Source organism: Blastococcus haudaquaticus (assembly GCF_900230285.1).
Lineage (GTDB): Bacteria > Actinomycetota > Actinomycetes > Mycobacteriales > Geodermatophilaceae > Blastococcus_B > Blastococcus_B haudaquaticus.
This window is the reverse complement of the sequence record NZ_OCNK01000009.1, coordinates 26,072-48,165: the sequence shown is the minus strand read 5'-3', so window position 1 is coordinate 48,165 and position 22,094 is coordinate 26,072. Positions and strand designations below refer to the sequence as shown.

Here is a 22,094-nt window from a genome sequence, read left to right as displayed (position 1 = left end):
CCGTCAGCTTCCCCCGGCGCAGTGTGCCCCAACGACGACGCCCCCCGCCGGAGTCCGGCGGAGGGCGTCGACGGTGCGGGAACTCAGATCTCGACGCCGCGCTCGCGCAGCCACGGCAGCGGGTCGATCTTCTCGCCGTTGAGGCCGCCGACGTGCACCTCGAAGTGCAGGTGCGGCCCGGTGGACTGGCCGCGGTTGCCGAGCAGCGCGATGGTGTCGCCGGCCCGGACGACCTGACCGGCCTCGACCAGGATCGAGTCCATGTGGCCGTAGACGGTGACGTCGCCGTTCTCGTGCTGGATGTAGACCGCGAGCCCGTAGCCGCTGGCCGGCCCCGCCTCGAGGACGACACCGTCCATGACGGCGTACTCCGGGGTCTGCATGGGGGCGGCGAGGTCGATGCCGGCGTGCAGCGTGCCCCAGCGGGCGCCGAAGCCACTCGTGAGGCGAGCGCCCTGCACGGGGAGGACGGCCTTCGGGCGGGCCGCCTCAGCCGCCGCCGCGGCGGCGGCCTCGTCGGCCTGCGCCTGCACCTCGACTGCCGCGGCCTGCTCGGCGTCACGGACGTTGCGGCTCGCGGCCAGCTCACCCAGCAGCTCGGTCGCATCGGTCTCGGTGAAGGCCTCGACCGGGGTCGCCTCGATGCCCAGCTCCTCGGCGACGCTCACCGAGTGGCTCATCGTGTCGGTCGCCTGCGCGGCGGGATCCTCGGAGACGATCCCGCTGACGCCCAGCGCACTGATCAGCGCGGCGGCCAGGTAGAGCGAGGGACGACGGCCGATCGACGGCGGTCGACGGCGCAGGAGCCGGGACACGCGCCCGTCGACCACTGCAGGGACGGCGTGCGAGGTGACGGCGACGGCGACGGCGGGTGCACCGGCCTGCTCGGCGATCGCCGCCAGGATCTGGGCGGCCGGGACGGTGCGCTTGTGGGGCGTGGGCCGCACGCGCGGCTCGACGGCCTTGGCCGGCTGCGCGGCAGACGCCGTCGCAGCGGCGACATCGGTGGCGGCCACCTGCTTGGCGGCCGGCTTGGCGGTCGCGGGCTTTGCGACCGGAGCCTTGGTGGCCACGGGCTTGGCGGTCGCGGGCTTGGCGGTCGCAGCCTTCGCGACCGGAGCCTTCGCGGTCGCGGCCTTGGCGACCGGAGCCTTGGCAGCCACAGGCTTGGCGACCGGAGCCTTGACGACCGGAGCCTTGGCGACCGGAGCCTTGGCGACCGGAGCCTTGGCGACCGGAGCCTTGGCGACCGGAGCCTTGGCGACCGGAGCCTTGGCGACCGGAGCCTTGGCAGCCACGGGCTTGGCGGTCCCGGGCCTGTCGGTCACGGCCTTCGCAGCCGGAGCCTTCGCGGGCGAGGCCGGTGCTGCCGGCGAGGTCTTCGCCGTCGCGGTGCTCGGCCGGGCCGCCGCCCCGCGCGAGGTCGCCTTCGCAGTGGCGGCGGCCTTGGCGGCGGTGGCCGCCTTCGCGGTCGCCTTCGCCGTCGCGGACGTGGCCGTCTTCACCGTGGCGGCCTTCGCGGTGGCGGCCTTGCGGGTCGCGGTGCCGGCAGCCTTGGCGCGGGCGGCCAGCGCGCCGGCAGCCTTCGCGGTGCCAGGGCGGCGCGTCCGGGTCCTGGGCGTCCCGTCAACGGTCGAGGTCTCGGCGGTCCCGGTGCGCTGCGCCGTCCCCAGGCGCTGCGTCGGAGCCGTGCTGGTCGCCTTCCCCGCAGCCGGCGTGCGCGAGGTTCCGCGGGCCGGGGCGAGGGTCGGAGCGGACCCGTTCAGGGGTTCCGATCCCTCGGCGAGGAGGGGTTCCTGGTGGAGCGAACTCATGCACCTGACTTCCGTTGGCGGGCATTCCACATGCACTCCCGGGGAGAGGAGCGGGGCCCATGTAAACACGCCGTGACCTCTTCGTGATGTGCACAACGGGGTTTTGACCTGCATATCTGTGGCCTGGCCCACAAGAATCCACGCATGTAATTCAGCGCCGCGTGATACTCAAACTACGGAGCGTGATCGCCGCGCAGCAACTTGTTGAAAGTCGCGCGATCCAGGTCACGAAGGGGCAGGACTACCTCTGAACGGCCGGAACACGACCCCTCGTAGGGAGATCCAGACATGCGCGCAGTGACATGGCACGGCCGTGCGGACGTCCGTGTGGACACCGTGCCGGACCCGGTCATCCAGGAACCGACCGACGTGATCGTGGAGGTCACCTCCAGCGGCATCTGCGGGTCCGACCTCCACCTCATCGAGGTCATGGCGCCCTTCATGAGCGTCGGTGACGTGATGGGCCATGAACCGATGGGCATCGTGCGCGAGGTCGGCTCCGAGGTGACCGAGGTGAAGCCGGGCGACCGGGTCGTCGTCCCCTTCAACATCTCCTGCGGCACCTGCTGGACCTGCTCGCAGGGCCTGCAGTCGCAGTGCGAGACGACGCAGAACCGGGAGCAGGGCTTCGGCGCCTCGCTGTTCGGCTACACGAAGCTCTACGGGCAGGTCCCCGGCGGCCAGGCCGAGTACCTGCGGGTGCCCTTCGGCAACACGCTGCCGATCAAGGTCCCTGAGGGTCCGGCCGACGACCGCTTCGTCTACCTCTCCGACGTCCTGCCCACGGCCTGGCAGGCGGTGCAGTACGCCGGCATCCCGAAGGGCGGCACGGTGCTCGTCCTCGGCCTCGGCCCCATCGGCGACATGGCCGCCCGCATCGCGCTGCACCTGGGCGCGGGCACGGTGTTCGGCTCCGACGTGGTCCCCGAGCGCCTCGCCCGGGCCCGCGCCCGTGGGGTCACGGTCATCGACTCCACCAAGCAGGACGACGTCGTCCAGGCGGTCCGGGACGCCACCTCCGGGCGCGGACCGGACGCGGTCATCGACGCCGTCGGCATGGAGGCACACGGCTCACCGCTCGCGTCCTTCGCCCAGAAGGCGACCGCGGTCGTCCCCGACGCGGTCATGGAGAAGGTCATGCAGGTCGTCGGCGTCGACCGGCTGGCCGCGCTCAACACCGCTCTCGAGGCCGTCCGCCGCGGCGGGACCGTCTCGCTCTCCGGTGTCTACGGCGGGGCGACCGACCCGCTGCCGCTCATGCGGATGTTCGACAAGCAGATCCAGCTGCGCATGGGCCAGGCCAACGTGTGGCGCTGGGTGCCCGACATCCTCCCGCTGCTCACCGACGAGGACCCCCTGGGCGTCGACGACTTCGCCACGCACCACGTCCCCCTCGCCGACGCCACGCAGGCGTACATGAACTTCCGGGAGAAGAAGGAGGGGACCGTCAAGGTCCTCCTCCAGCCCTGACCCGGTCCTGACCCGCCAGGGCGCCGGCCGCACCGGCCGGCGCCCTGGTTGCGCGTTGTGAGCAGACCCACGCCCCGCCCGGGCATGGCACGTCCCACGCACCGCTTGCCCATGAGCAGAGTGACGAGCCCGGTCCTGCCAGGACGACGACGTCCGCCGGCCGCTCCCCCGCCCGCGCCCCCGCGTCCCCTGGAGTTCCGCCCCGTGCCCCGCGCCCTGCTCGCCCTCGCCATCGGCGCCTTCGCCATCGGCACCACCGAGTTCGTCGTCATGGGCATGCTGCCCGAGATCGCCGACGGCCTCGGCGTCTCGGTGTCCGCCGTCGGCATCCTGATCTCGGCCTACGCCATCGGCGTCGTCATCGGGGCACCCACCCTGACCGCCGTCGGCCTCCGCTTCACCCCGCGGCAGACACTCGTGGCGCTGATGGTCGTCTTCGTCGTCGGCAACGTCCTCTCCGCGCTCGCCCCGAGCTACGGCCTGCTGGTGGCCGCCCGCGTCCTCACCGCCCTCGCGCACGGCTCCTTCTTCGGTGTCGGCGCGGTCGCCGCCCGTCGGCTGGTCCCGCCGGACCGCGCGACCCGGGCGATCTCGCTGATGATCACCGGCCTCACCCTGGCCAACGTCATCGGCGTCCCGCTGGGCACCTTCGTCGCCCAGCACGCCAGCTGGCGGATCGTGCTGGGCGCGATCGCCGTCATCGGGATCGCCACCATCGCCGGGCTGCTCGCGTGGATGCCCTCGGACGCCGGGGAGCCGACCGATCTGCGGGTCGAGCTGCGCGCCTTCCGCCGCGCCCAGGTCTGGCTGGTCCTGGCACTGACGATGGTCGGGTTCTCCGCCCTGTTCGCCGTCTACAGCTACGTCAGCCCGATCCTCACCGAACTCGGCGGGATACCGACGGCCTGGGTCACTCCGGTCCTCGCCTTGTTCGGCGCCGGGACGACGGTCGGCACACTGGCCGGCGGGCGGCTCGGTGACCGCTACGGCTTCTCCTTCGTCGCCGTGGGCCTGGTGGCGATGGCCGGCGTCCTGGTCGCCTTCGCCTTCCTCGCGCGGACCACCGTCGCCGCCGTCGCCCTGCTCGTCCTGTTCGGCACCCTCTCGTTCGCCCTGGGCCCGGTGGTGCAGAACGCCGTCATCGATGCCGCTCGCGTCCCGGGCGGCAGCCTGGTGTCCGCGGCCAACCAGGCCGCGTTCAACGTCGCCAACGCCCTGGGCGCCGCACTCGGCGCGCTGGTCATCTCCCAGGGGCTGGGCTACACCGCGCCCATGTGGGTCGGCGCCGTGCTCGCCCTCGTCGGGGCGGTCCTGGCCCTCTTCGCCCGCGCCGCCGGCCGGCGCGCCGCCGCCGCCGACGTCGTCGCGGTCGCGCCGCGCCGCCGGGACACGCTGCAGGAGACCGCAGCCGCCTGAGCGGGCAGCGGCTGGGTAGGGGGCCCGCATGACGGTCATCAGCGCGGAGCGTTCCGGCCAGTACCCCCTCGGCGACCGCCCGGTGCACCGGCTCGGGTACGGAGCCATGCAGCTCGCCGGACCACACGTGATGGGGCCGCCGGCCGACCGGGACGCCGCCGTCGCGGTGCTCCGCCGCGCGGTGGAGCTGGGCGTCGACCACATCGACACCAGCGACTACTACGGACCGCACGTGACGAACGAGATCATCCGGGAGGCGCTGCACCCCTACCCCGGCGACCTGGTCATCGTGACCAAGGTGGGCGCCCGCCGTACACCGGACGGGCACTGGCCCGAGGCGCTCTCCGCCGACGAGCTGCGCAGCGCCGTGCACGACAACCTCGACCATCTCGGCGTCGACGTCCTCGACGTGGTCAACCTGCGGATGCCCGGCTTCGCCGCACCGGAGGAGCGCTCGCTCGCCGAGCCGTTCGAGGCGCTGGCCCAGCTGCAGCAGGAGGGCCTGGTCCGCCACCTCGGCATCAGCAACGTGACGACGCAGATGGTGGCCGAGGCCCGGGCGATCGCGCCGGTGGTCTGCGTGCAGAACCACTACAACCTCGTGCACCGCCACGACGACCCGCTGATCGACGCGCTCGCCCGCGAAGGCATCGCCTACGTGCCGTTCTTCCCCCTCGGCGGCTTCACGCCCATCCAGTCCGCGGCTCTGGAGACCGTCGCCCGCCGACTGGGGACGACGCCCATGCAGGTGGCGCTCACCTGGCTGCTCGCCCGTTCGCCCAACCTGCTGCTGATCCCGGGGACGTCATCGGTGGCCCACCTCGAGGAGAACCTGGTGGCCTCGGCCCGGGAGCTGGGCCCCGTCGAACTGGAAGCTCTGGACCGGATCGGTGGCACGGGCGAACCCGACCCGGATCTCTGAGGCTCAGCGGACGGAGCGGATCCGGCCCACCGTGAGCGCACCGAGAACGGTGGCCAGGCCCGCGACGGCGAACAGCACGTCGTAGCCACCGAGCTCGGCGATGACCAGGCTCGCGAGCAGGGGCGCCAGCGCCTGCGGACCCACCACCGCCACGTTCATGACCCCCAGCTCCCCGGCCACCGCCCGCGAGTCCGGCAGCACCTGGGTGACCAGGGCCTGGTCGACCGACGTGTAGGCGCCGTAGCCGAGCCCGAGCAGCAGGCCGGCCACCAGCGCGCTCGGCCAGCTGGGCGTCACCACGAGCACCGCGCAGGCCAGCGCCCGCAGCACTGCGGCCCCTGCCACGAACACCCGGCGCCGGCCGGTGCGGTCGGACAGGATGCCGCCGCCCCACGTCGCGGCCACCGTGGCGACCAGATAGATCAGCGTCAGGACCAGCAACGACCCCTCCGGGTCCTCGACCCGCAGCCCGTCGGTCAGGAAGTAGAGGAGGTACGTCGTCCCCAGCGCGTTGCCGAGGTTGACCAGCAGCCGGCCGGCGAAGGCCCAGGCGTAGTCGGGATGCCGCCCGGGCGCCGACCACGTGGCGGCGAGCGCAGCGGGGACGGAGGGCGGACGGTCCTCCGGTGCCGTGGACTCGCGGGTCCGCAGCAGCCACGGGAGCGCGACGACGACGAGCAGGGCGGCGAGCAGCGGGTAGCCGAGCCCCGGGTCGGCGCCGACGGCGGTCACCAGGCCGAGGCCCACGACGATCCCCAGCGCCTGCGGTCCGTAGACGGCGGCGGAGACGGTGCCCCGCTGCCCCGGCGGGACGTCGTCGGCGATCGTCGCCGTCAGTCCGGCCATGGCCGCGTACATGCCGAGCTGGGCGATCAGCCAGGCGCCGGCCACCTCCGCCCACGATCCGGCGGCGCCGGTGAGCAGCAGGCCTGCCACGTAGACCGTCACCCCGCCGGCCACCCAGACCCGTCGGCGACCCCACCGGCTGGTCGTCCGGTCGCAGAGCGCGCCGAACAGCGGGAGGGTCACCAGGGCTGCGACTCCGGCCAGCCCGTTGACCAGACCGAAGTCACGGACCTTGTGCACCGGGTCGAGGTCCTCGAGCTGGAGCGGCAGCAGCAGCTGGATCGGGGCCAGCTGCGCCGCCCAGAGACCCAGCCAGATGAGACCGAACCGCGTGGTCCACGCCCGGCCGACCGGTGCGGTGGGCCCACCGCTCCCGGCCGTGGTCACCGGCCCGGCTGCGCTGTTCACGCCGGGCGCACGGCGGCGCCGGCCACGAAGGCCTCGATCCCCGCGTCCAGCACCGCGCGGGTGGCCGCGGTGTCGCGGTCGACCAGCCAGGTGGTCGTGGCGCCGTCCACCAGCGTGATCAGCAGCCGGGCCAGCTCCGGCACCGGCCGGGCCCACTGCTCGCCGGTGAGCTCCGCGACCTGGTCGAGCAGGTGCGTCGCCGCCTCCGTGTAGGCGCGGTACTGCTCGCGGGCCAGCGGCCGCAGCGTGGGACTGCGTAGCGCGTGCATCGTCAGCTCGAGCATGAGCTGCTCGTGGCCGGGCTCGCGCGCGAGGTGCTCCAGGTAGCCGGCAGCGGCGTGGCGCAGGCAGCCGAGGAGTCCGGCGTCCGCGGGCATGCCGGACGTGGCCGCGGCGAACTCCCGGCCGACGACCCCCCGCACCAGCTCGCGCAGCAGGTCGTCGCGGGAGGCGAAGGCGTAGTGGAAGCTGGCCAGCGACATCCCGGCCTCGCTCACGATCGCGCGGGTGGTGCCGGCGGCCAGCCCGTTCCGCACCATCACCCGCAGGGCGGCGTCCACCAGCGCAGCGCGCCGCTCCTCCACCGGGAGTCGGGTCATCTCAGCCGCCCGCCCGTCCGAGCACGCGCTCGAGATGGGTGTTGGTGAAGGTGCCGGCCGGGTCCAGCCGATCGCGCAGCCGCGTGAACTCCCCGAACCGGGGATACCGGGTCCGCAGGACGTCGACGTCCAGACCGTGCAGCTTGCCCCAGTGCGGACGTCCGCCGACCGCGCCCGCGATCGACTCCAGGGCGCCGAACCAGGCCCCCGGTTGCGTTCCCGCGGGAACGTGCGCGGCGATGTAGGCGCTGTCGCGCCCCTCGGCCGTGGACAGCGGGATGTCGTCGGCGGCCGCGACCCGCACCTCGACCGGGAACGCGACCCGCCAGCCGCCGGCCTCGTGCACCCGCCGGAGCTCGGCCAGCACCGCCGGGGCGTCCGCCCGGGGGACGGCGTACTCCATCTCCAGGAAGCGGACCCTCCGCCGGCTGACGAAGACGCGGTGGGAGTGGTCGGTCCAGGTCCGCGGGCCGAGCGCGCCGGCGGACACGCGGGCGAGCGGCGGGATCAGCGACGGCACCCGGCGACCGGCGGCGACCACCCCGCCGAAGACGGCGTTGGCGAGCACCTCGTCGTCCCAGACGGCGCGCCAGCGGGGCAGCGGTCCGAGCCCCTCGCTCAAGGGGACCCGGGTGTTCCGCTTGCTCAGGCAGCGGTCGGTGTGCGGGAACCAGTAGAACTCGACGTGGTCCGCGGAGCCCATGAACTCCGCGAACCCCTCGATCAGCTCCGGCAACCGCGCCGGGCCTTCCTCCGCCCGCAGGGCGAAGGCCGGTTCCGCTTGCAGCGTCACCGTCGCGAGCACCCCGAGGGCGCCCAGCCCGATGCGCCCCACCGCGAAGACGTCGGCGTTCTGGGTCGCCGAGCAGCGCAGCGTGGAGCCGTCGGCGAGGACCAGTTCGAAGCCGCGCAGCTGGGTGGCGAGGCCACCGAAGCGGGCCCCGGTGCCGTGCGTCCCGGTCGACAGGGCACCGGAGACGGTCTGCCGGTCGATGTCGCCGAGGTTGGTGAGCGCCCAGCCGCGTGCGCTCAGCTCGGCGTTGAGCCGGTGCAGCGGCATGCCCGCCTGCACGGTGACCAGACCGGTCGCGTCGACGTCTACCAGGCCGGCGTGCCGGTCGAGGACGAGCTGGACGTCCTCCGGGCGGCCGATCGCGGAGAAGGAGTGGCCGCTGCCGATCGGCCGCACGCGCCGGCCGCTGCGGGCGGCGCCGACGACCGCGGCGGCGATCTCGTCGGCACCGACGGGGTGGACGGCCTCGATGCCCGCAGCGCGCTGGTTGCGACCCCAGTTCCGCCAGCTGTCGGACGCCGAGCCGGGCACCGCTCCCCCTCGGGTCCGGTCGCGACGCACGCTGCGACGTCCGGGGCAGCCTCGCGGGTGGCGCACCCTGGGTCAAGCGTCTGGGACGGTTGACCCAGTACGTGTCGGCCCAGGATGCTGCGGGCCATGACATCCGTGGCGTCCACCCGGTCCGGCGCCGACGACGGCGCCCGCCTGGACCGGGCGACCGCGTCCCTCGACCCGCCGCTCGCCGTCCTCGACCTGGACGCGCTGGACGCCAACGCCGCCGACCTGGTCCGCCGCGCCGCGGGCAAGTCGATCCGCGTCGCCAGCAAGTCGGTGCGCAGTCGCGGCGTCCTCCGCCGGGTGCTCGCCCGGCCCGGCTTCGCCGGCGTGCTCGCGTACTCCCTGCCGGAGGCGCTGTGGCTCGCCGAGGGGGACGACGCGGTCAGCACCGACGTCGTCGTCGGGTATCCCTCGGCCGACCGGGCGGCGCTCCGCCGGCTCGCCGCCGACGAGACCACCGCCGGCAGGGTGACGCTCATGGTCGACTCGGTCGCCCAGCTCGACTTCCTCGACTCCGTCGTCCCCCCGGGCCGGCGTCCGGACCTCCGCCTGTGCGTGGACGTGGACGCCTCGCTGCGCGCGGTGGGCGGCCGGGTGCACGTCGGCGTCCGGCGCTCGCCCGTGCACTCCCCCGCCCAGGCGGCGGCCCTCGCGGAGGAGATCGCCGGGCGGAAGGGCGTCCGCCTCGTCGGCGTGATGGTCTACGAGGCGCAGATCGCCGGGGTCCAGGACGCGCCCGCGCACCGGCCCGTCCGCGGCCTCGCCGTCCGCCGCATGCAGGCACTGTCGGGCCGGGAGCTCGCCGGCCGGCGGGCCGCGGCGGTGGCCGCCGTGGCCGAGGTGGCCGACCTCGAGTTCGTCAACGGCGGGGGGACCGGCAGTGTCGAGCGCACCGCCGCGGAGGACGCCGTCACCGAGGTCGCGGCGGGATCGGGCCTCTACAACCCCGTGCTCTTCGACGGCTACCGCGCCTTCACCGGCCGGCCCGCCGCCTTCTTCGCGGCACCCGTCACCCGTGTCCCCGCGCCCGGCACGGTGACCGTCGCGGGCGGTGGCTGGATCGCCTCGGGTCCGCCGGGCGCCGACCGGCTGCCGGTTCCCACCTACCCGGCCGGTATGCGCTGGTTGCCCGCCGAGGGCGTGGGCGAGGTACAGACCCCGCTGCGCGGACCGGCGGCCTCGCGGCTCTCCGTCGGCGACCGCGTGTGGTTCCGCCATGCCAAGGCGGGCGAGATCTGCGAGCACGTCGACGAGCTGCACACCCTCGTCGGCGACGAGCTCACCGGGGCGATGCCCACCTACCGCGGCGAGGGCAAGGCGTTCGGCTGAAAAAGGACCCCCTCCTCCCCACCCCTCGCAAGCTCGCGGCGGGACCCGGGAGGGGGCCTAACGGGCGCGCTGGACCCGGGCCTCGTCGAAGACCGGCTCGCCCGACTCGTAGACCCTGCCGTCCGCGCCGAACACCACGAACCGGTCGAAGGACCGGGCGAACCAGCGGTCGTGGGTGACGGCGAGGACGGTCCCGTCGAACGCGTCGAGCGCCTCCTCCAGCGCCTCCGCGGAGAGGACGTCGAGGTTGTCCGTCGGCTCGTCGAGCAGCAGCAGCGTCGCGCCCGACAGCTCCAGCAGCAGGATCTGGAAGCGCGCCTGCTGACCACCGGACATGGTCCGGAACGGCTGCTCCCCCGCCTCCGCCAGCCCGTACCGCCGCAGCGCCGCCATGGCCCGGCCGCGGTCGACCCCCGGCCGCCCGGGCTCGCCGTGCCAGAGCAGGTCCACGGGAGTCCGGTCCTGCCACTCCGGATGGGCGTGCGTCTGGGCGAAGAACCCCGGGACGACGCGCGCGCCGAGCCGCCAGTCACCGGTGTGCGCGACCGACTGCCCCGCCAGCAGCCGCAGGAAGTGCGACTTCCCCGCACCGTTGGCCCCGAGGACGCCGACCCGGTCGCCGTAGAAGATCTCCAGGTCGAACGGCTGCATCAGGCCGGTCAGCTCCAGCTGCTCGACGATCACCGCCCGGACGCCGGTCCGCCCACCGCGCAGCCGCATCGACACCTTCTGCTCCGGCGGGCGCTCCGGCGGGGGCCCGGCCGCCTCGAACTTGGCCAGCCGGGTCTGCATCGCGTGGTACCGGTTGGCCATGTCCGGAGAGTTGGCCGCCTGCTGCTGGAGGGTGCGCACCAGGTCGATCAGCCGCTGGTGCTCCTCGTCCCAGCGCCGGCGCAGTTCGGCGAGCCGTTCGTGCCGCGCCGTCCGGGCTGCGTGGTAGCTGACGAAGCCGCCGCCGTGCACCCACGCCGTCCCGCCCTCGACGGTGACGACGCGGTCGGCCACCCGGGCCAGCAGCTCCCGGTCGTGACTCACGAACAGCACGGTCTTGCGGGTGTCGAGCAGCCGCTCCTCGAGCCACCGCTTGCCGGGGACGTCGAGGTAGTTGTCCGGCTCGTCGAGCAGCAGCACCTCGTCGGGCCCCCGGAGGAGGCACTCCAGGGCCAGCCGCTTCTGCTCGCCCCCGGAGAGCGTGTTCAGCTCGCGGTACTTGCAGCGGTCGTAGGGAACGCCCAGCGCGGCGACCGTGACGGTGTCCCAGGTGACCTCGATGTCGTACCCGCCGACGTCGCCCCAGTGCGCCAGTGCGTTCGCGTAGGCCATCTGGGTGGGCTCGTCGTCGGTCTCCATCATCGCCAGCTCGGCGGCCTCGACCGCGTGCCAGGCCTCCCGGACGGCGGGCGGCGCCAGGTCGACGAGCATCCGCTGGACGGTGGTGTCGTCGCGGACCGAACCGATGAACTGCCGCATGACCCCGAGGCCACCGGTGCGGGCGATCGAGCCTGCCTCCGCGGCCAGATCGCCGGAGATGATCCTCAGCAGCGTCGTCTTCCCCGCGCCGTTCTCCCCGACCAGGGCCGCACGTGCCCCCTCCCCGATGCGGAAGCTGACGTCGTCGAGCAGCACCCGCCCGTCGGAGAGGGTGTGCCGGACCGCGCTGACATCCACGTAACCCACCCGGACATCCTCCCGGCCCGGGCAACCGCTTTCCGCGGCGCGTCCGTGTCAGCCCAGCGACACCCGGAGGCGCTGACGTGCCAGGCGCTCCACGAGCTCGGGAAGGGCATCGGTGGGCGAGCCGCGCAGCTCCTCGCGGCAGGTGCGCACCACCAGCACGATCGATCGGGGGCGGAGCTCGGGGAACTCCTGGCTGAGCCGGCAGACGGCGGAGCGGACGGACGGGTCGGGGACGGTGGGCGGGACTGCCAACGTCATGGACGGTCCTTCGGGTGCGCGTGCCGCGAGCGGCAGTGGATGTTCCCCCCGGGGGCCACCCGAGGGGGCGGCCGATGTCGTGCTGGAACACCGTGACCCGCGCCGCGTCCGTCGGCCAGGGACCTAGGTCCCCACCGCTGTTCGCCCTCGGCGTGGCGCGCCGTCGGGTGGTGGCTCGTCAGGTGGTGGCCGGTCAGGCGCTGGCGTAGCTGTTGTCGCCGGCCGCGGTGGCGGCCACGGCGTCCCGGACCAGGGCACTCAGCTCGCCGGCGTCGAGCTTGTCCAGGGACGTGAACCGGATGCAGCTCTTGCCGCACGAGACCTTGCCCAGGCGCTCCGCGCGCTGCTCGGCGATGTACTCCCCGTCGACGACGGCGCACACGTAGAGGGACAGGTGCCGCTTCTGCGCCGCCAGCGAGATCAGCGGCCACGTCGTCGTCTCCTTGGCCGAGCGCGGCCGGTAGGGCATGAGCCCGTACCCCAGCATCGCCGAGGACCCCATCGGCACCAGCTGCCGGTCGATGCCGGGCGCCGCCGCCCGCACCAGCTCGTCGATCCGGCGCAGCTCCCCGGCCCGTGGCCCGGCGGCGTCGAACCAGGCCTCGATCGCGTCGGGCACGGCGTCCTCCTACCCCAGCATCAGGGAGATGATCGTCGCCGCCGCGGCCAGGATCATCCCGAACACGAGCACCATCGCCACGAGCCGCCTGCGTCGTTCTGCGCGGGAGCCGCGGGTACCGCCCATCCTCGTCATGGCGGCACGCTACCTCCGGATCGGCCGGTTCAGGAGGCCTGCGGCCGGGACCCTCTGCGGGGCTGGAGTCTGTCGTACCGGCCTGCGACGGTGGGCGCGTGACGACGCTGCGCGACATCGGCCTGCTGCGCCTGGCCGCCCTCCGGCTGGTGGGCCCACCCGAGCCGACGGCGGCCGACGCGGTCCGCCGGCTGGGAGCCGTGCAGGGGCAGGACTACCCCGGCGCGCTGCTGTCGGTGGCGCTGCGCACGGCGGGCCGACGACGCACGGACGTCGAGGCGGCACTCGACGCGGGCCAGGTGGTCCGCTCCTGGCCGATGCGCGGCACCCTGCACCTCGTCGCGGCCGAGGACCTCCGCTGGTTCCTCGACACGGTCGGCGTCCGCGCGCTGAACGGGATCGGCAAGCGATGGGAGTACCTGGGCCTCGACGAGCCCCAGGCGGAGAGGGCGCGGGAGGTGGTCGTCGAGGCGCTCGCCGATGGCGGCCGGGCGTCCCGCGCGGACCTTCTGACCGCGATCGGCGCGGGCGGTGTCGACGTCTCCGGACAGCGCGGCTACCACCTGCTCTGGTACCTCTCCCAGACCGGCACCCTGGTGCTGGGCCCGACCGACGGTGCCGGCGAGCAGCAGTTCGTCCGGCTCGACGACTGGATCCCCGAGCCGTGCCGGCTCGACCGCGACGAGGCGCTGGCCGAGCTCGCGCTGCGGTTCTTCACCGGCCACGGGCCGGCGACCCTCCAGGACCTCGCCCGGTGGGCCGGTACCACCCTGCGCGACGTGCGCGCCGGCGTCGCGACGGTGCGCGACCGCCTCGAGGCGGTGACGGTCGAGGGCACCGAGTACCTGATGGATCCGTCGACGCCCGACCGGCTGGCGGCCGCCCGCACCGAGGCCGAGGGCGTCCTTCTCCTCCCCGGCTTCGACGAGTTCGTGCTCGGCTACGGCGACCGCACGGCTGTCGTCCCGGCGGAGTTCGCCGACCGGATCGTGCCGGGCAAGAACGGCATGTTCCGCGCGACGGTCGTGCACGGTGGTCAGGTGGTGGCCGTCTGGCGGTGGAACGGACGCGGCCAGAAGCGCACGGTCGACGTCGAACCGTTCACGGAGCTGACCCCCGAGGTGGCCGCCGCCGTCCCTGCGCTGGCGGCCGACCTCCCCTGAAGCTCAGGCGCTCCGCTCGAAGAGGAAGACGGGGATCTCCCGGTCGGTCTTGACCTGGTAGTCCGCGTAGTCCGGGTATGCGGCCACCGACCGCTCCCACCAGACCGCCCGCTCCTCGCCGGTGATCTCGCGGGCCACGCCGTCCCACGGCTCCGGCCCGTCCTGCAGGGTCACCTGGTCGGGGTGCGCACGCAGGTTGCCGACCCACGCCGGGTCCGTGGGCGCGCCACCCTGCGAGCCGACCATCGCATACACGCCGTCGTGCTCGACGCGCATCAGGCCCAGCTTGCGGACCTTTCCGCTCTTGGCCCCGCGCGTGCTCACGATGACGATCGGCAAGCCGGTGTCGCGAAGGGTGTTGGCCTCCCGCCCCCCGCTCGCCTCGTAGCGCTCGACCTGCTCCCGGACCCAGCCGGCGGCACTCGGCTCGTACTCCCCCTGCAACGGCATGAAGCGAACCTAGGGCGCCTGCTGGCCCGCCGCACGGGGAGCCCCGTCGGCGCCCCACGCGGCATCTGCCAGAGTCCGGGCGCCGATTCGTCCGGAGGTCATCGTGAGCAGCTCCACCCCCGACCACCCCTCTCCCCAGGTGCTGGTCCGCGGCGAGGCCGTGCTCCAGGTCGAGCCCGAGGTCGCCGACGTCTGGGTGACGGTCCGCGTCCGCGCCCGGGACCGGCAGACGGCCCTCGAGCGGTGCCGCGCCGTCCAGGACCAGGTCGCGGCAGTGGCGGCGGCGGCGGGCGACGCGGTCGAGTCCGTCGAGACCACCAGCGTGTCGGTCCACCTGGAGGTGCGCGACCGGCGCGCCCCGGGCGAGCCCGTCGCGTCCGTGCAGACGCGCCTCACCGTCGGCCGGCTGGACGCGGTGGGCGATCTCGTCGTCGCGCTGGGCCGGCTGGACGACGTCGAGGTCTCCGGCCCGGGATGGCGGCTGCGACCGGACAGCCCCGCCGTGGAACGCGCCCGTCTGGAGGCGGTGCACGACGCGGTGCACCGGGCCCGGCAGTACGCGACGGCGTTCGGCGCGCGCCTCACGGCACTGCTCGAGGTGAGCGACGCGGGCATGGGCGGAGGCGGCCTCCGAGTCGCGGGGGCCATGACGGCGATGGCACGGTTCGAGAGCAGCGACATCCAGTTCGACCTCGCCCCGCCGCAGCAGGAGGTGCACGGCGCGGTCGAGGTGCGGTTCGCGATGTCGACACCGGACGGCAGTCTCTGGAGCGCGGAGGTCAACGGCACATGAGGTACCGGGAGGGCGGGCGCCTCGACACGTCGTCGGTGCAGGACCGCCGCGGCCGCGGCGGCATGAGCGGCGGTCGCGGCATCGCCGTCGGCGGCGGCGGCCTCGGGATCGTCGGGCTGCTCATCGTCGTCGTCCTCCAGCTGGCCGGTGGTGGTGGCGACGGCGGCACGGGCGCGGGGCTCGGGGGGCTGGCCGGCCTCGGCCAGGGCGAGCAGGCGGACAACAGCGCGCTCGAGCAGGCCTGCGACGACAGCGGCGACGCCAACACCTCGGTCGACTGCGCCGTCGTGGCCGACATCGACTCCGTCCAGGACTACTGGACGGCCACCCTCGGTGCGGACTACCGGCCCACGGACACCGTGTTCTTCTCCGGCCAGGTGCAGACCAGCTGCGGCGGGGCGACCAGCGGTTCCGGGCCGTTCTACTGCCCCGCGGACGAGCTCGTGTACATCGACCTGACCTTCTTCGACCAGCTGCAGAGCCAGTTCGGCGCGGAGGGCGGACTGTTCGTCAACGCGTACGTCATCGCGCACGAGTACGCGCACCACGTGCAGAACCTCCTGGGCACCAACCGGCAGGTGACACCGGGCGAGGCCGGTCCGACGAGCGGCACCGTGCGCCTCGAGCTGCAGGCCGACTGCTTCGCCGGGGCCTGGGCCAACCACGCCGAGACCGTGCCCGACGAGTCGGGCGCACCGCTGATCGCGGAGATCAGCCAGGACGACATCGACCGCGCGCTCGACGCGGCCGGCCGCATCGGCGACGACTTCATCCAGGAGAACCTCGGCAGCGGCACCGTCGACCAGGACGCCTTCACCCACGGTTCGTCGGAGCAGCGGCAGCAGTGGTTCATGACCGGGTACGAGACCGGCGACCCGAGCCGGTGCGACACCTTCGCGACGGACGACCTCGGTTGATGGACGAAGGACCCCCATGCCCCCCAACGCTCGCGAGCTCGCGTCGGGTTCCTGCATGAATGCCGACCTGCACCTCTCGAGGGAGGGCCACGTCGCCGTCCTGACGATCGACCGGCCCGAGAAGCGCAACGCGATGACCGCGGCCATGTGGGCCGCGCTGCCCGGCGTCCTGGCGCCGCCGGCCCGCGACCCGGACGTGCGCGTCCTCGTCGTCACCGGGGCCGGCCCGAGCTTCTGCGCGGGCGCCGACATCTCCGACCTCCTCGGCGGCACCGACCCCGACGACCCGATGGCCGACCTCCGGCGGGACAACCTGGCGGCCCAGGCGGCGCTGCGCGACTTCCCCAAGCCGACGGTCGCCATGATCCGCGGCCACTGCGTCGGTGGCGGCATGGAGATCGCGGCGTCGTGCGACCTGCGCTTCGCCGATCCGACGGCCGTGTTCGGCGTGACCCCGGCGAAGGTCGGCATCGCCTACCCGCCGTCGTCCACGAAGGCACTGATCGACCTGATCGGACCCGCGATGACCAAGTACCTGCTCTTCAGCGGCGAGCTCGTGGACACCGCGGCGGCGCTGCGGGCCGGCCTGATCGACCGGGTCGTGCCGGCGGACGATCTGGAGGCCGAGGTCCGCCGCTTCGCCGACGTCGTCGCGAGCCGTTCGGCCCTGGCGCAGCGGGCGACCAAGGAGGTCGTCGCCGACCTCGTCACGGGCGGGGACGGCGAGGCCGTTGCGGGCCGGTGGTACCGGGAGACGATCAGCGCGGGAGAGCTCGCCGAGGGTGTCTCGGCGTTCGCGGAGCGGCGCGCGCCACGCTTCCGCTGGTCGGGCTGAACGTCCGCCGAGATCATCTCGACAGGTCGTTCCCGTTTCGATCACGGTGCTGCGGGGGTATCAGGGTCCTGCGGCGCTCCCCTCCGGAGACGGGCTCGGCGCGGTGTGCACCCGCGCCGCCGACCGTCTCCCCGCCCGCCCGTGACGCATGGATGCGCCGGGCGGAAAGCCCCCGTCTCCATCACTCTGCCACTGACGGCAGGTGTCGCGGAACGGCGTGGGGGTAGCGCCCATCCGACCCCGAACACTGCCGAGGAGGACCGATGACTCACAGCATCGACGCCCCATTCCCGCCCCCCGCCACCAGCGGGGCCACGTCACCGTCGAGCACCACCCAGTCGACCGGTACCAGCAAGGCGCAGGAGACGAAGGACGCCGCGCTCGGCGAGGCCAAGAACGTCGGCCAGACCGCCGCCGAGGCCGGCAGCCAGGTCGCCTCCGTCGCCACGGACCAGGCCAAGCAGGTCGTCCAGGAGACCCAGCGCCAGGCGAAGGACCTGCTCGACCAGGGCCGCAGCCAGGTCAAGGACCAGGTCGTCTCGCAGCAGCAGAAGGCGGGCCAGAGCCTGTCCTCGCTGGCGCAGGAGCTGCGCAGCCTGGCCGACGGAACCAGCGAGGGCGCTCCCGGCCCGGCCCGTGACCTGCTCCAGCAGGCGTCGAGCTCGGTCGAGAGCTTCGCCTCGATGCTGCAGAACCGCGAGCCGGCCCAGCTGCTCGACGACGTCCGCAGCTTCGCCCGCCGCAAGCCGGGTCTGTTCCTGCTCGGCGCCGCCGCTGCCGGCGTGCTCGCCGGCCGGCTCACCAGCGGTGTCAAGGCCGCGCACAGCGACACGAGCTCGACCGACGGCTTCAGCGGCCAGTCGAACTACGTGGACCCCGCGCCGACCTACTCCGGTTACTCGGCGCCGACCACGGACTACGCCGCACCTGCGACGAGCACCTACGCCACGACCGGAACGGCCACCGGCGGGGCACCCCTGCCGCCGCCGCCGTACGGCACCGTGCCCCCCGAGGGCAGCATGGTGCCCCCGGCCAGCCCCGCAGGCTGGGACGACCCGGCTCGCCGTCCCGGTGGGGTGGGCTGACGCATGAGCACCCCCTACTCCGGGGCGACCCCGGCCGGGGCGCAGCAGGGCTACGCCGCTCCCCCGGTCGACCCGAACCCGCAGAACTACGCCGCTGACTACAGCGGCGGCATGGGGACGCCGACCACCGAGGCCGGCCGTCCCGACGTCGAGGGCACCTCGGTCGGGCAGCTGCTCGGCGAGGTGAGCAAGGACCTCTCGACGCTCATGCGCCAGGAGCTCGAGCTGGCCAAGGCCGAGCTCAAGGTCGAGGCCAAGAAGGCCGGTCAGGGCGCCGGGATGTTCGGCGCCGCCGGCTTCGCGGGCTACATGGTCCTGATGTTCCTCTCCTTCGCCCTCTGGTGGGCGCTGGCGAACTTCATGGACATCGGCCTGGCCGCGCTCATCGTCGCGATCCTCTGGGGCGTCGTCGCCGCCGTGACGTTCGTGATGGGCAAGAAGAAGTTCCAGCAGGTCAACCCCAAGCCCGAGCGCACCGTGGAGACCCTGCAGCAGGTCCCCGGCGCCATGAAGCCCAACTGACCCCCCAAGGAGGCGCACCAATGACCACCAGTGACCCGGACGTCATCCGGCGGCAGATCGAGGACACCCGGCGCGAGCTCAGCTACGACGTCGACGCCCTCAACGAGAAGGTCAACCCGGCCCGCGTCGTGGACCGTCGCGTGACGGCGGCCAAGGGCAAGATGAGCAACCTGAAGGAGCGGGTCATGGGCAGTGCTCAGGACACCACCTCGCAGGCGCACGGCATGGCGTCCAACGCCGCCGGCTCCGTGCAGGGGGCAGCCTCCAACGCGGCGGACAGCGTCTCCAGCGCTGCCTCCTCCGCGGTGGGCGCCGTCCAGCAGGCTCCGGACGCCGTCATCCGTCAGGCCCAGGGCAACCCCCTGGCCGCAGGCCTCATCGCCTTCGGTGTCGGCTGGCTCGTCTCGAGCCTCCTGCCGGCGTCGGAGAAGGAGAAGCAGCTGGCCCAGCAGGCCGAGTCTGCGGTCAAGGAGCACAAGGACACGCTCCTCGAGCCGGCCAAGCAGGCGGCCCAGGAGATCGGCGACCAGCTGAAGCCGGCCGCTCAGCAGGCCGTCGAGTCGGTCAGGTCCACCGCTCAGGACGCCGCCACCACGGTGACCGACGAGGGCAAGTCCGCCGCCGCGGATGTGCAGGGCCAGGCCCAGCAGTCCAAGGAGACCGTGCAGAGCAAGGCGACCAAGTCCTGATCCTCGGACCGCCCTGAACGACCCCGCACGACTGCGCCCCGCCGGGATATCCCGGCGGGGCGCAGTGCTGTCCGGCCGGCCGGCTCACCCGCCCGGGTGAGTCCCCCGCCCGCGCCCTGCAGGCCCCTGCCCGGGAGGCCGTTGTCCACCGTGACGACGCCGTTCGGCTCCCCCGGAGCCGCCTGACCGACAGGAGCTCCACCGTGGACGAGGCAGTGTCCGTCCCGGTGCCCGCCGGTGCTCCCTCCCCCGTCCGCGTCCTCGTCGCTGACGACGAGGACGACATCCGCGCTCTCGTGTGCCTCGCCGTCGCCAAGGCCGGGTGCACCGCCACCACCTCGGTGGCCGACGGCGGCGCTGCGCTGGCCCATGCCCGGGCAGGGCAGCCCGACATCGCCGTCCTCGACGTCTCCATGCCCGGGATGACCGGGCTCGACGTCTGCACGGCGCTGCGCGCCGATCCCGCGACCGCGGGGATCCGCATCCTGCTGCTGTCGGCCGGCGCCTCCTCCGACGACGTCGCCCGTGGTCTGGCCGCCGGTGCCGACGCCTACCTCGCCAAGCCGTTCGGGATCGCCGCCCTGGTCCGCCAGGTGCGCGCGCTCAGCGCGGGGCAACCGGCGTGACGACGATCGACCCACGCCCGGCCCCCGTCCGGGCGGTCCGGGTGCCGCGGCCGAGGGCCGGCAGCCCCGACCCCCGGGACGCCGAGCTGGACCGGTTGCGGAAGGAGAACGCCGCGCTGCTCGCCCAGGAGCGGACGCGGGCCGACGAGCTGGACGTGGCCACCCGCATGCTCGCCGCTCGCGCGCAGACGATGACCAGCGTCATCGACGCCGTCACCGAGCAGTCGATCATCGGCACCGACCGCGACGGGGTGATCCGCGTCTGGAACCCCGGGGCCGAGAAGATGCTCGGGCTCCCCCGCAGTGAGGTCGTCCGGCAACGCTCGATCGTGGACTTCCACCTCGCCGAGGAGCTGGATGCCCAGGCGGAGACCTGCGGCTCTGCTCCGGGGCTGGCGGCGCTCGTGCACGCGGCGCACGCACACGGCAGCGACGTCCGCGACTGGACCTACGTCGCCGCCGACGGGCAGCAGCGCACGGTGTCCGTCGCGGTCACGCCCCGTACGGACGACCGCGGCGTGCACGCCGGCTGGAACTTCGTAGGCACCGACATGACGGAGGCGCGGGCCACCGAGCGGATGAAGGACCAGTTCGTGAGCTTGATCAGCCACGAGCTGCGCACCCCGCTCACCTCGATCCTGGGCTACCTGGAACTCGTCCTCGAGGACGAGCAGCCGCTGACCGACGAGCAGCGCAAGTACCTGACCACGGTCGAGCGCAACGCCGACCGGCTGCTGCGCCTGGTGGGTGACCTGCTGTTCACCGCGCAGGTGGACGCCGGCCGATTCAGCCTGGAGCCGCACGACGTCGACCTCGCCGGCGTCGTCCGCGCCGCGGAGGAGACCGCACGGGTCGCCGCCGCGACCGCCGGGGTCCGGCTCGTGGTCGACCTCCCGGCGAGCGGTCTCGTCGTACCCGGTGACGCCGTCCGGCTGGGACAGGCCTGCGACAACCTGGTGTCCAACGCGGTCAAGTTCACACCGGCCGGGGGAACGGTGACCCTGTCGCTGCGCTCCGCCTGGGCGGCCGCCGACGGCACGGTGAGCGCGGAGGGCCGTCCCGGGGCCTCCCCCGTGGCGCAGCTGGCCGTCACCGACACCGGCATGGGCATCCCGACCGGTGAGCAGGGCAAGCTCTTCACGCGCTTCTTCCGCTCCTCCACGGCCCAGCGGGCAGCCGTTCCCGGGGTCGGCCTCGGTCTCGCCATCACCAAGGCGATCACGACGGCGCACGGCGGCACGCTCGACCTCGTGAGCGCCGAGGGCGCCGGCACGACCTTCACGCTGACGCTCCCCCTCGCCGCCGCGTAGGCCGTCCGCACTCCTGCGCATACCGGCTCGGCGCCCGTTCCGGTGCCCGGCGGAGCGGGCCGGGCGCGATCGCGGCGGAGCCCGGGCCCGGGCCATCGCGCCGATTGCGGTGGGTTCGCCGATTCCTTGCGGATTCCTTGCGGATCGCTGGCGGGTGCCCTGCGGTAGGGCCTCCAGAGTTCTCCTTGTCGCCGGAACGCCGGTCGACGCACCGGACACAGGGAGACACGGACATGAGCACCAAGACCATCGCCACCAGCTCCACCGCCCGCAAGGTCGTCGGCTCGCTCGGCGTCATCGGCGCCGCTGCCGCGGTCGCCGGCATGGGCACCTTCGGTAGCTTCACCGACAGCACCACCCCGGTCACCACGACCGTCGCGTCGGGCACGGTCAGCATCGACCTCACCGGTGGCGAGGCCCTCAACATGACCGCCGCCGGCTTCGTGCCCGGTGACTCGCTGACCCGCCCGGTCACGCTGAAGAACGACGGCAACTCGGCGCTGTCGTCGGTCGTGCTCCGGAGCACCACCACCGGCTCGAGCGTCCTCACCTCCGACGTGACCAACGGCCTCCAGCTGGCCGTGAAGTCCTGCGCCGTCGCCTGGACCGCCGGCGCCAACAACTCCTGGACCTGCTCGAGTGGTGAGCGGACCCTCGGCTCCGGCCCGGCTGTCATCGACATGACGCTCAACAACCCGGCCTCGCTGGCCGCCGGCGCGAGCGACAACCTCGCCGTCTCGATCGCGCTGCCCACGTCGGCCGACAACACCTTCCAGGGCAAGAGCGCCGCGCTGACCCTCACCTTCATCGGTTCCCAGCGCACCGCCACCACCCGCTGAATCCGGCCTGACGACCACTCG

At 73.6% G+C, this 22,094-nt stretch carries 22 protein-coding genes and 1 pseudogene; 14 read left to right on the top strand and 9 right to left on the bottom strand.

Features of this window, described 5'->3' with window-relative positions; translation table 11 throughout:
- Positions 1-83: 83 nt before the first annotated feature.
- A complete protein-coding gene (locus CRP30_RS22875; protein ID WP_200814912.1) occupies positions 84-1,814 on the bottom strand; it encodes a M23 family metallopeptidase in 1,731 nt (576 codons plus the stop codon).
- Between the two features lie 288 nt (positions 1,815-2,102).
- Between CRP30_RS22875 and CRP30_RS21890 the strand changes: the two genes are divergently transcribed.
- From CRP30_RS21890 to CRP30_RS21880, 3 genes are all read left to right on the top strand, one after another.
- Positions 2,103-3,284, top strand: coding sequence for a zinc-dependent alcohol dehydrogenase (locus CRP30_RS21890; protein WP_097186151.1), 1,182 nt, complete (start codon positions 2,103-2,105; stop codon positions 3,282-3,284).
- A gap of 204 nt (positions 3,285-3,488) precedes the next feature.
- On the top strand, positions 3,489-4,700 hold the full coding sequence (locus CRP30_RS21885) for an MFS transporter (RefSeq protein ID WP_097186150.1): 1,212 nt from the start codon (positions 3,489-3,491) through the stop codon (positions 4,698-4,700).
- A 28-nt stretch (positions 4,701-4,728) separates the two neighbouring features.
- Entirely contained in the window at positions 4,729-5,622 is an 894-nt protein-coding gene (locus CRP30_RS21880) for an oxidoreductase (protein ID WP_097186149.1), read from the top strand.
- 3 nt (positions 5,623-5,625) lie between these two features.
- Here the strand turns inward: CRP30_RS21880 and CRP30_RS21875 are convergent, their stop codons facing one another.
- The 3 genes and pseudogenes from CRP30_RS21875 to CRP30_RS21865 form a co-directional block, all read right to left on the bottom strand.
- Positions 5,626-6,876 carry an MFS transporter gene (locus tag CRP30_RS21875; RefSeq protein WP_235003614.1) on the bottom strand — a complete coding sequence of 417 codons (1,251 nt, stop codon included), beginning with the start codon at positions 6,874-6,876 and terminating at the stop codon, positions 5,626-5,628.
- On the bottom strand, positions 6,873-7,475 hold the full coding sequence (locus CRP30_RS21870; protein WP_097186148.1) for a TetR/AcrR family transcriptional regulator: 603 nt from the start codon (positions 7,473-7,475) through the stop codon (positions 6,873-6,875). The genes CRP30_RS21875 and CRP30_RS21870 overlap by 4 nt, the downstream gene beginning before the upstream one ends.
- A gap of 1 nt (position 7,476) precedes the next feature.
- A pseudogene (locus CRP30_RS21865) lies at positions 7,477-8,715 on the bottom strand (D-arabinono-1,4-lactone oxidase); the annotation flags it as partial.
- A 210-nt stretch (positions 8,716-8,925) separates the two neighbouring features.
- Here CRP30_RS21865 and CRP30_RS21860 point away from each other — a divergent pair.
- The gene (locus tag CRP30_RS21860) at positions 8,926-10,155 is read left to right on the top strand and encodes an amino acid deaminase/aldolase (protein WP_097186146.1); all 1,230 of its coding nucleotides are present in this window, start codon (positions 8,926-8,928) and stop codon (positions 10,153-10,155) included.
- A gap of 57 nt (positions 10,156-10,212) precedes the next feature.
- Here CRP30_RS21860 and CRP30_RS21855 read toward each other — a convergent pair whose 3' ends face one another.
- The 4 genes from CRP30_RS21855 to CRP30_RS23255 form a co-directional block, all read right to left on the bottom strand.
- On the bottom strand, positions 10,213-11,832 hold the full coding sequence (locus CRP30_RS21855; RefSeq protein ID WP_097186145.1) for an ABC-F family ATP-binding cassette domain-containing protein: 1,620 nt from the start codon (positions 11,830-11,832) through the stop codon (positions 10,213-10,215).
- A gap of 48 nt (positions 11,833-11,880) precedes the next feature.
- The gene (locus tag CRP30_RS21850; protein WP_097186144.1) at positions 11,881-12,090 is read right to left on the bottom strand and encodes a three-helix bundle dimerization domain-containing protein; all 210 of its coding nucleotides are present in this window, start codon (positions 12,088-12,090) and stop codon (positions 11,881-11,883) included.
- Between the two features lie 193 nt (positions 12,091-12,283).
- Positions 12,284-12,709 (bottom strand): DUF1801 domain-containing protein, encoded by a 426-nt coding sequence (locus tag CRP30_RS21845; RefSeq protein WP_097186143.1) that lies wholly within the window; start codon positions 12,707-12,709, stop codon positions 12,284-12,286.
- A gap of 9 nt (positions 12,710-12,718) precedes the next feature.
- Complete coding sequence (locus CRP30_RS23255; RefSeq protein ID WP_255407398.1) at positions 12,719-12,844, bottom strand: hypothetical protein; 126 nt, start codon at positions 12,842-12,844, stop codon at positions 12,719-12,721.
- A 98-nt stretch (positions 12,845-12,942) separates the two neighbouring features.
- Here CRP30_RS23255 and CRP30_RS21840 point away from each other — a divergent pair, with 98 nt between their 5' ends.
- Positions 12,943-14,007 (top strand): winged helix DNA-binding domain-containing protein, encoded by a 1,065-nt coding sequence (locus CRP30_RS21840; protein ID WP_097186142.1) that lies wholly within the window; start codon positions 12,943-12,945, stop codon positions 14,005-14,007.
- Between the two features lie 3 nt (positions 14,008-14,010).
- Here the strand turns inward: CRP30_RS21840 and CRP30_RS21835 are convergent, their stop codons facing one another.
- A complete protein-coding gene (locus CRP30_RS21835; RefSeq protein ID WP_097186141.1) occupies positions 14,011-14,457 on the bottom strand; it encodes a nitroreductase family deazaflavin-dependent oxidoreductase in 447 nt (148 codons plus the stop codon).
- A 103-nt stretch (positions 14,458-14,560) separates the two neighbouring features.
- On the opposite strand from CRP30_RS21835, the gene CRP30_RS21830 reads away from it, so the two are divergent.
- The 9 genes from CRP30_RS21830 to CRP30_RS21790 all read left to right on the top strand — a co-directional run bounded on the left by CRP30_RS21830 (position 14,561) and on the right by CRP30_RS21790 (position 22,073).
- Positions 14,561-15,250, top strand: a complete 690-nt coding sequence (locus CRP30_RS21830) for an SIMPL domain-containing protein (protein ID WP_159961867.1) — start codon at positions 14,561-14,563, stop codon at positions 15,248-15,250.
- Positions 15,247-16,167 (top strand): KPN_02809 family neutral zinc metallopeptidase, encoded by a 921-nt coding sequence (ypfJ, locus tag CRP30_RS21825; RefSeq protein ID WP_097186139.1) that lies wholly within the window; start codon positions 15,247-15,249, stop codon positions 16,165-16,167. Before CRP30_RS21830 ends, ypfJ begins: the two co-directional genes overlap by 4 nt.
- Before the next feature lie 16 nt (positions 16,168-16,183).
- On the top strand, positions 16,184-17,002 hold the full coding sequence (locus tag CRP30_RS21820; protein WP_235003613.1) for an enoyl-CoA hydratase/isomerase family protein: 819 nt from the start codon (positions 16,184-16,186) through the stop codon (positions 17,000-17,002).
- A 263-nt stretch (positions 17,003-17,265) separates the two neighbouring features.
- Positions 17,266-18,087, top strand: coding sequence for a hypothetical protein (locus CRP30_RS21815; RefSeq protein WP_097186138.1), 822 nt, complete (start codon positions 17,266-17,268; stop codon positions 18,085-18,087).
- Between the two features lie 3 nt (positions 18,088-18,090).
- A complete protein-coding gene (locus CRP30_RS21810) occupies positions 18,091-18,609 on the top strand; it encodes a phage holin family protein (RefSeq protein ID WP_097186137.1) in 519 nt (172 codons plus the stop codon).
- Between the two features lie 20 nt (positions 18,610-18,629).
- On the top strand, positions 18,630-19,298 hold the full coding sequence (locus CRP30_RS21805; RefSeq protein ID WP_097186136.1) for a DUF3618 domain-containing protein: 669 nt from the start codon (positions 18,630-18,632) through the stop codon (positions 19,296-19,298).
- Between the two features lie 203 nt (positions 19,299-19,501).
- Positions 19,502-19,924, top strand: coding sequence for a response regulator transcription factor (locus tag CRP30_RS21800; RefSeq protein ID WP_200814911.1), 423 nt, complete (start codon positions 19,502-19,504; stop codon positions 19,922-19,924).
- Complete coding sequence (locus tag CRP30_RS21795) at positions 19,921-21,234, top strand: sensor histidine kinase (RefSeq protein WP_200814910.1); 1,314 nt, start codon at positions 19,921-19,923, stop codon at positions 21,232-21,234. Before CRP30_RS21800 ends, CRP30_RS21795 begins: the two co-directional genes overlap by 4 nt.
- A gap of 233 nt (positions 21,235-21,467) precedes the next feature.
- The gene (locus tag CRP30_RS21790) at positions 21,468-22,073 is read left to right on the top strand and encodes a TasA family protein (RefSeq protein ID WP_097186135.1); all 606 of its coding nucleotides are present in this window, start codon (positions 21,468-21,470) and stop codon (positions 22,071-22,073) included.
- Positions 22,074-22,094: the final 21 nt, after the last annotated feature.